We start from the raw sequence: 7,898 nt of genomic DNA on the forward strand, positions 1-7,898 counted from the left end.
GCGGTGACCGGGCGCCACGACCTGGATCAGGTCGGCGCCGGCGACCGTGGGCACGACGGAGTCGGCCGGCCGGCCGGCGCGGACGTCGGCCGCTGTGAGGTCGGCCTGCCGGCGGACCTCGCGCCACTCGGAACCGGCGATCGCATGCCGTGCGACCATGCTGCCCACCACTCCTGCCGGCACGAGCAGAAGCACGGCCAAGAGGGTGACCATGACCGTGACCCGGCTACGGATGGACCGGGGGCGCAGCCGCATGCGCGGCGGGAACATGGGCATATCGCCCGAGTTTCCTCCTAATTGGGACTGTTAGACATCTCATAGTGAGCCCCACCGAGCCGGTCAACCAGGACACTGCCGTACCCAGGGAGCGCCGATACTGGGTGTCGGACAACCACCCTCATGGGCCGGCCGCACCCGGTCCGATCACGTGTCCTGGCGCCGGGCGATGGCGAGAACCCGCTGAGCCTGGGCGAGCAGCGGTGCGTCCACCATCTGGCCGTCGACGCGCACGACACCCCGTTCGGCCCCCGCGGCGAGCACCCGCCGGGCCCAGGCGACGCGATCGGGGCTGGGCGCGAAGCCCACGCGTACGGTCTCGACCTGACCCGGATGGATGCACGCCTTGCAGGCGAAGCCACTCGCCACCGCGTCCTCGGTCTCGGCGGCGAGCCCGGCGAGATCGTCGATGTCGAGATATACGGCATCGATCGCGGCACGACCATGGGCCCCCGCGGCGAACAGCACCTGGGCCCGGGCCGCACGGGCGATGTCCCGATAACGCCCATCCGGGTACCTGCTGGCGTATCCGCCTAGCGAGGCCACCAGGTCCTCGGCTCCCCACATGAGCGCGACGACCGAGGGAACCGCCGCGATCTCGGCCGCCCGTACTACGCCCCGGGCCGTTTCGCAGAGCGCGACGATCTGCCATTCCGCGAGCTCGTCGAGATCGGCTGCGCTCTCGGTCTTGGCGACCATGATCCGGCGGTAAGCGGTCTGCCGCACCGCCCGCAGGTCGAGCTCGTGGTCGTCTGTTCCCACCGCGTTGACCCGCACGATGACCCGGCCGGGGTCGACGGGCGTGACGAGCAGCGCCTGCCGCGCGGCCGCCCGCTCCGGTGGGGCGACGGCGTCCTCGAGATCGAGGATCACCGTGTCCGCCGCCGCGAGCGCCTTCGCGTAGCGGTCCGGCCGGTCGGCCGGACAGAACAGCAGCGCCGGCCCGGGCAGAACGCTCATGGCCGGCACCGTACGAGCGAGTCGCGCACGACGGTCGCGACGATGTCGCCGTTCTGGTTACGGGCGGTGTGGTGGAAGGCGACCACTCCCTGCCCCGGCCGGCTCGCGGACAGCCGCTTGGAGAGGACCTTCGTCTCCCCGTAGAGGGTGTCCCCGATGAAGACCGGAGCCGGGAAGGCGACCTCACGAAAGCCCAGGTTGGCCACCAGCGTCCCCTGCGTCAGGTGGCCGACCGACAGACCGACCAGCACCGAGAGCGTCAGCAGGCTGTTGACGAGACGCTCGCCGAACTCCTGGGTGCCGCTGAACGCCGCGTCGAGGTGCAGCGCCTGCGGGTTCATGGTCAGGGTGCTGAACAGCGTGTTGTCGGCCTCGCCGATCGTCCGTCCCGGGCTGTGCCGGTACAACGCCGTCTCGTCCAGTTCCTCGAGCCACAGCCCGCGCTGCTGCACGACCTGCTCCGCCGTCACCCGGACGCTCCGTCCTCGGTGACGGAGGCGGGCAGGACCATCTCGCGCACGTCGCCCGCCTCGGCCAGCGGCGGCTCGGTGGCGGCGCGAACGTCGCCGACCGTCGTGCCGGGAGCGACCTCCCGGAGCACGAGGCCCGATCCGGTGACGTCGATGGTGGCGAGATCGGTGATGATCCGGCCGACGCAGGCCTTGCCGGTCAGTGGCAGGCCGCACTCTTTGACGATCTTGTAGCCACCGTCCTTCGCGAGGTGCTCCATCATCACGATGACCTTCTTGGCACCGTGGACGAGATCCATCGCTCCGCCCATACCCTTGATCATTTTTCCGGGAATGGTCCAGTTGGCGAGATCACCGTGGGCCGACACCTGCATCGCGCCGAGGACCGCGACGTCGATGTGACCACCGCGGATCATTCCGAACGACAGGGCCGAGTCGAAGAACGAGGCACCGGGAAGGACCGTGACGGTCTCCTTGCCGGCGTTGATCAGATCGGGGTCCTCGTCCCCCGCGAAGGGATACGGGCCGACGCCCAGGATGCCGTTCTCGGAGTGCAGCACCACATGGACGCCCTCCTCCACGAAGTTCGGCACCAGGGTCGGCAGCCCGATCCCCAGGTTCACGTACTGGCCGTCGGCCAGTTCGGCGGCGACCCGGGCCGCGAGCTGAGTGCGGGTCAGGCTCACATCACACCTCCGCCGGCCTCAGACGGCCTGGGCCGGGTGGTCAGACGCTCGATCTCCTTGCCGGCGGCGCCGACCAGGGCGATCCGCTGGACGAAGACCCCGGGCGTGTCGATGTGCTCGGGATCGAGCTCACCGGGATCGACCAGTTCCTCGACCTCGGCGATCGTCACGCGACCGGCCATCGCGCACAGCGGGTTGAAGTTCCGGGCGGACGCGTCATAGGAGAGGTTGCCGTGCCGGTCGCCCCGGGCGGCCCGGACCAGCGCGAAATCGGTCACGATGCCGCGCTCCAGCACGTACTCCTGCCCGTCGAACTCCCGGACCTCCTTGGCCGGCGACGCGACGGCCACCGCCCCGTCCGGGTGATACCGCCATGGCAGTCCCCCATCGGCCACCAGCGTCCCCACGCCCGCCGGGGTGTAGAACGCCGGAATGCCGGCTCCCCCGGCCCGTAGTCGCTCGGCCAGCGTGCCCTGCGGGCACAGCTCCAGCTCCAGCTCGCCGCCGAGGTAACGGCGGGCGAACTCGCGGTTCTCGCCGACGTACGATCCGATCGTCCGCCGGATCCGCCCCGCCTCGAGCAGCACCCCGAGGCCGGCACCGTCGACGCCGCAGTTGTTCGACACCGTGTGCAGGTCGGTGGCGCCCTGCTTCAGCAGGGCCTCGATCAGTACGGTCGGGACGCCGCAGAGACCGAAGCCGCCGACCGCGAGGGAGGCACCGTCCGGAATGTCGGCGACCGCGTTCAGCGCCGACGCCACTGTCTTGTCCATCGTCATCCCTCCGGGGTCAGGACGTCGCCGGGCGTTCGCGGTAGAGCTCGGTCGCGATCCCGTCGCGCAGCAACTGCGGCGTTCCACCGCCCAGCCCGCCGTACCGCGCCCAGCGCAGGTAGCGCTCGGCCGGGAGGTCGCGCAGGAAACCGTGCCCGCCGAAGATCTGCAGGACCCGGTCGGTGACGCGCAGTGACATCTCGTTGGCGAAGACCTTGGCCACGGCCGCGTCGTAGCGGTTCGGGAACTGCTTCCCGCCGTTCCACGCCGCCCGGTGCACGAGTGCTCTGGCGGCCTCGATCTCGATCGCGCAGTCGGCGAGCATCCACCGCAGGCCCTGGAAGTCGGCGATGGGCTTGCCGAACTGCCTACGCTCGGTGGCCCGCGCCTTCGCCGCGTCGAGCGCGCCCTGCGCGATGCCGATGCTGATCGAGGCGTTCATGCAGCGCTGGCCGTTGAACGCGTTGATCATCTTCTTGAAACCGCCGGCACCGACGAGGACGTTCCGCTCGGGGACGAAGACGTCGGTGAGAGTGAGGGCGAACAGCCGCTCGCCACCGAGCGTCTGGTGACCGTCGCTGACCTCGACGCCGGGGCGGTCGCGCTCGACCACGATGAAGCCGACGTCCGACACTCCCCGTCCCTCGCCGGTGCCGAACCGGGTGCAGACGAGCATGATGTCGACGACGTCGAGCCGGCTGATCAGCGCCTTGCCCCCCGTGATGCGGTAGCCGCCGTCGACGGGGACCGCCCGGGTGACGATGCTGCCGACGTCGCTGCCCGAGTCGGCCTCGGTGATGCAGATCGAGCAGACCACTTCACCGCGCGCGATCCTGGGGAGCAGGTCCGCCTTCAGCTCGTCGCTGCCGAACGCGGCGATCGCCCGGCTCTGCACGCCGAGCTCGCCGAGCGTGGCCATCGCCGTCACGTAGCAGGTCCGCCCGATCTCCTCGAGCACCACCGCCGAGTCGAGCCAGCTTCCGCCGGAGCCGCCGTACTCGACGGGCACCGCCGTCCCGAGGATGCCCGCGTCGGCGAGCAGCCGCAGATTCGGTTCCGGGAAGGCGCCGGTCTCCTCCCATTCCAGCGAACGCGGCGCGAAGTGCTCCTCGGCGATGGCTCGCGTACGCGCCGCCAGATCGCGCTGCGCCTCGGTGGTCCCGTAGCGGTCCGCCGCGCTCAGCGCGGTGCCGGTCACCGGTGATGTGGTCATTTCGTCTCCTCGGCACCATGGCGACGAGCGTCGCCGGTGCCTTCATAGCTCCAGTGCAACCCGAGCATGCGGTCGGTGATGATCCGGTCCGCGATCTGTTCCCGTTGTGGGCCTTTGGGGAGGCCGACGACCTCGCCGCCGGCCCGCATGCTCGTGAGCAGCAGTCGTGCGTTCTTCTCCGCGTAGATGCTGCGGAACACCGCCTCGGACAGGCTCCGGCCGGCCACGACGGCACCGTGCCACCGCATGAGCGCGACCGATTCGACGCCCATGACGTCGATGAGCTCGCTCGCCTGCTCGCGTTCGACGACGAGCTGCGGCAGCTCGTAGACGGGGACGACGTCGGGCCAGAACGCCGCGTGCAGCAGCAGCGCGTCGCCCGGCACCTCGGCGAGCAGGCTCAGCTCGGTGAGCGCGGGCGCGTGGGTGTGCACGAGGGCCCGGACCTCGGGATGGCGGCGGTGCATCTCGGAGTGCATGTACAGCTCAAGCGGGAGCCCCGGTCGGAAGGCGTCGTCGAAGCCCAGCTCGATCACGTCGCCGGCCCGGCAGAGCTCCTTGCGGAAGCCGGCCCCCGGGCTGAGCAGGTACCGGTCGGCGCCCGGGTCGGGCAGCACGCTCACATGGCCGTACATGCCGATCATGTCGTGATCGGCGAGCACCCGCGTCGCGAGCGCGAGCTCCTCCGCGTGGACGTTGACCGTGGTCATCGGACTCCTCGATGTCGAACCGGCACAGGGCCGCCGGCCTGGGCGAAGACGGTCATGAGACGGTCCCGGCCGTCTGGGCGGGTCGCTCCTCATGCCGCGTCACCTGCGCCGCCACCGCCTCGGCCAGCTCCCAGGGCGTGCCGTGGACCGTGACCCCGGCCTCCCGGAGCCGCTGTACCTTCGCGTCGTAGCCGCCCGCGCCGCCGAGCATGACCGCGCCGGCGTGCCCGAGCGGCTCGTCGCCGCCCGCGCTGCGGCCGACGATCAACGCGTGGACGGGGACGTTCAGCCGGCCGTCGGCGATCGCCTGGGCGACGGCCTCCTCACCGGTGCCTCCGACCTCGCCGACCAGGACGAGGAGCTCCGTCCGCGGATCCGCGGTGACCAGCTCGGCCGCCCGCGGCATCGGCAGGAACGGCGTGAGATCGCCCCCGATCCCGATCCAGGTCGAGACGCCGACCGATCGCTGCGCCAGGTGCAGGGACACCTCGTAGGACAGCGTCCCGCTGCGCGACACGAGTCCGACGGGCCCGGGCTTCAGTACGCCCGAGGGCATGAAGCCGAGCTTGGCCAGACCTGGAACGATCACGCCGGGCGAGTTCGGGCCGACGACGAGGGCGTCGCCCGCCGCCTCGGCCACGGCGAGGGCGTCCATCACCGGTACCCCCTCGGCGAGCACGACCAGCAGCTCCACGCCGGCGGCGAAGGCCTTGAGAGCGGCCGACCGTACGTGCTCGGCGGGCACGAGGAGCAGGGCGACCGTCGCGCCGGTGGCGCGGCAGGCCTCCTCCATGGTCGAGTAGATCGGCAGCCCCTCGACCTCGGTGCCGCCCTGCCGGCCGGAGACACCGGCGACGACGCGGGTCCCCTGGGCCTGCATCGCGGCCAACTGGTTCCGCCCGGTCTTGCTCGCCAGGCCCTGGATGACGACATCCTGGCCGGCGAGCCGGTCGCGCAACGATCTCATGACGCCCTCCCGGTGAGTTCGACGACCGCGTCCACGGCGCGCTGGAGTTCGGGTTCGACGACAGTGCGCGGCAGGCCGGCGAATCGCTCGGACGCCTCGGCGGAGTAGGGACCCTGGAGCCGCACCACGACGTTGCGCCCGGCGGTGCCGAGCGCGTCGACCGTCTCGACGAGGTCGGTGCCGACCTCGCGCAGGTCGGTGATCCCGGCGTGGATACAGATCAGTACGGTGTCGACCGCGTGGCCCTGGAGGATCAGCTCCACGGCCGCGCGGAACCGCTCGGGGCGCCGACCCGGCGTGCCGGCACGGATGTCGCTGAAGTCGTAGGTCGTGATGCCGCGCTCGCCGAACTGGTCCATGAGCAGCATGCCCGCTCCCGCACCGGTGTTCAGCAGCGCCACGGTGCCATCGCCGTCGGTCACGGCGAAGTCGCCTCCATAGCGCCGGCGCCAGGCCCGGCCGGGATGCACGATGTCGAGCTCCTCCTCCAGGGCCGCGAACCACGGCTGGCGGAACTCCGCGGCGTCGTCCACCGAGATGTGGGCGTCGAGCACGACGAGGTCTCCGCCGGGCGTCACGCCCAGTGGGTTGATCTCGAGGAGCAGCAGGTCGTAGGCGACGGCGAGCCGGCAGAGGTCCGCGGCGAGGTCGGCGATCCGCCGGCGCAGCGGGTCGGCCGTCCAGCCCCAGGCGCGGGCGAGGGTGTCCCCGTCGGGCACGCCGCTGGGCTGGAAGGAGTACGTGGTGCCGGCGCCGCCGGCGAGCCGGCCCTCGACCCCGCTGCCGCCCTGGTCACTGCACTGCACGGTGAGGCCGCCCTGCCACGGGTCGACGAGCACGCAGAGGAACCATTCCGCCGCGATCTCTATCGCCTCTTCGATGAGCACGCTGTTCACCGGGTGCCCGTGGATCCGGCCGCCGAGCAGGCGGCGAGCGGCCTCCTCGGCCTCGGCGCGGGTGTCCACGAGGACGACGCCGCCGACCGCCGCGCGGTTCTTCGCCGGCACCTGCGCCTTGACGGCGAACCGGGCCGTCGCCGGGACGTCGGCGACCGCGGCGGCCGGCCGGCCCGAGTCGCGAACGACCCAGCCCCGCGGCACCGGCAGCCCCGAGGTGGCGAGCAACGCCTTCGCCTGGTGCTCTATCAGGGCTACCACGAGCGGTTTTTCTCCTTCGTCCAAATCTGATTCACGTACGCGTCGATGCGTTCGTCTGCGTGCAGCAGGGTGCCGACGGCGGCGAGCGCCGCCGCCCGCGCATCGCCCAGGGATCCGCCCGTGCTCTGGGTGTCGGTCACTGCGGCGACGACGGTGCTCAGCACCTCGATCTGCCGGTCGAACAGCCCTCGTCCGCCCACGGCGCCGTGACCGGGCACGACGATCTCCCCCGTGAAGGAGTCGCGCTGCTCGGCCAGCACCGCCGTCCATCCGGCGAGATCGGCGTCGCGGGCGACCGGCAGGATCCCGTTGAAGAGCAGATCGGACGCCACGTAGATCCCGTGGCTCGGAAGCAGCACGACTAGGTCGCCCGTCGTGTGAGCGTGGCCACCGGTGTGCCGGATGTCGACGCTCACATCGCCGAGATCGAGGACGAGTTCGTCGTCCACGAGCTCGGTGGGCAACTGGAACTCGAGATCGGCGATCTCGGGTGCCAGGTCTGGGCGCACACCGCAGAGAAGCTCGCGGTAGGCGCCGCCGCCGGTCGCCAGGCGCTCGTAGGCGCTGCGGTGGGCGATGATCCGGCTGGTCGGCACGGCGGAGTTGCCGAGGGTGTGGTCACCGTGGAAATGCGTGTTCACCAGCGCGACCACCGGCTTGTCGGTGGTCGCCCGCAGCGCCTCGAT

The 7,898-nt window shown here is 71.3% G+C and carries 9 protein-coding genes and 1 pseudogene; all 10 read right to left on the minus strand.

Annotated features, from left to right (window positions below):
* Positions 1–276 (minus strand): annotated as a pseudogene (locus HKK72_RS32680) (hypothetical protein); the annotation flags it as partial.
* A 147-nt stretch (positions 277–423) separates the two neighbouring features.
* On the minus strand, positions 424–1,236 hold the full coding sequence (locus HKK72_RS32685; protein ID WP_187238293.1) for an HpcH/HpaI aldolase/citrate lyase family protein: 813 nt from the start codon (positions 1,234–1,236) through the stop codon (positions 424–426).
* Positions 1,233–1,706: a MaoC family dehydratase gene (locus tag HKK72_RS32690; protein WP_187238294.1), complete on the minus strand. Its 474-nt coding sequence runs from the start codon at positions 1,704–1,706 to the stop codon at positions 1,233–1,235. The genes HKK72_RS32685 and HKK72_RS32690 overlap by 4 nt, the downstream gene beginning before the upstream one ends.
* Positions 1,703–2,392 carry a CoA transferase subunit B gene (locus HKK72_RS32695; RefSeq protein ID WP_187238295.1) on the minus strand — a complete coding sequence of 230 codons (690 nt, stop codon included), beginning with the start codon at positions 2,390–2,392 and terminating at the stop codon, positions 1,703–1,705. The genes HKK72_RS32690 and HKK72_RS32695 overlap by 4 nt, the downstream gene beginning before the upstream one ends.
* Positions 2,389–3,165: a CoA transferase subunit A gene (locus HKK72_RS32700; RefSeq protein ID WP_187238296.1), complete on the minus strand. Its 777-nt coding sequence runs from the start codon at positions 3,163–3,165 to the stop codon at positions 2,389–2,391. Before HKK72_RS32700 ends, HKK72_RS32695 begins: the two co-directional genes overlap by 4 nt.
* A gap of 16 nt (positions 3,166–3,181) precedes the next feature.
* Positions 3,182–4,378, minus strand: a complete 1,197-nt coding sequence (locus HKK72_RS32705) for an acyl-CoA dehydrogenase family protein (RefSeq protein WP_187238297.1) — start codon at positions 4,376–4,378, stop codon at positions 3,182–3,184.
* Positions 4,375–5,088: a class II aldolase/adducin family protein gene (locus HKK72_RS32710; RefSeq protein ID WP_187238298.1), complete on the minus strand. Its 714-nt coding sequence runs from the start codon at positions 5,086–5,088 to the stop codon at positions 4,375–4,377. Before HKK72_RS32710 ends, HKK72_RS32705 begins: the two co-directional genes overlap by 4 nt.
* A gap of 52 nt (positions 5,089–5,140) precedes the next feature.
* Complete coding sequence (locus HKK72_RS32715) at positions 5,141–6,055, minus strand: succinate--CoA ligase subunit alpha (protein ID WP_187238299.1); 915 nt, start codon at positions 6,053–6,055, stop codon at positions 5,141–5,143.
* Positions 6,052–7,212: an ATP-grasp domain-containing protein gene (locus HKK72_RS32720; protein WP_187238300.1), complete on the minus strand. Its 1,161-nt coding sequence runs from the start codon at positions 7,210–7,212 to the stop codon at positions 6,052–6,054. Before HKK72_RS32720 ends, HKK72_RS32715 begins: the two co-directional genes overlap by 4 nt.
* Positions 7,206–7,898 (minus strand): MBL fold metallo-hydrolase (locus HKK72_RS32725; RefSeq protein ID WP_187238301.1); only part of this gene is annotated, 693 nt, incomplete at its 5' end. The genes HKK72_RS32725 and HKK72_RS32720, both read right to left, overlap by 7 nt.

Source organism: Actinomadura sp. HBU206391 (assembly GCF_014323665.1).
Classification (GTDB): domain Bacteria; phylum Actinomycetota; class Actinomycetes; order Streptosporangiales; family Streptosporangiaceae; genus Actinomadura_C.

What these genes read in the sequence shown, in the direction of transcription:
- HKK72_RS32710 (WP_187238298.1), bottom strand. Translation starts at nt 5,088, where the DNA reads ATGACCACGGTCAACGTCCACGCGGAGGAGCTCGCGCTCGCGACGCGG.
- HKK72_RS32715 (WP_187238299.1), bottom strand. Translation starts at nt 6,055, where the DNA reads ATGAGATCGTTGCGCGACCGGCTCGCCGGCCAGGATGTCGTCATCCAG.
- HKK72_RS32700 (WP_187238296.1), bottom strand. Translation starts at nt 3,165, where the DNA reads ATGGACAAGACAGTGGCGTCGGCGCTGAACGCGGTCGCCGACATTCCG.
- HKK72_RS32685 (WP_187238293.1), bottom strand. Translation starts at nt 1,236, where the DNA reads ATGAGCGTTCTGCCCGGGCCGGCGCTGCTGTTCTGTCCGGCCGACCGG.
- HKK72_RS32705 (WP_187238297.1), bottom strand. Translation starts at nt 4,378, where the DNA reads ATGACCACATCACCGGTGACCGGCACCGCGCTGAGCGCGGCGGACCGC.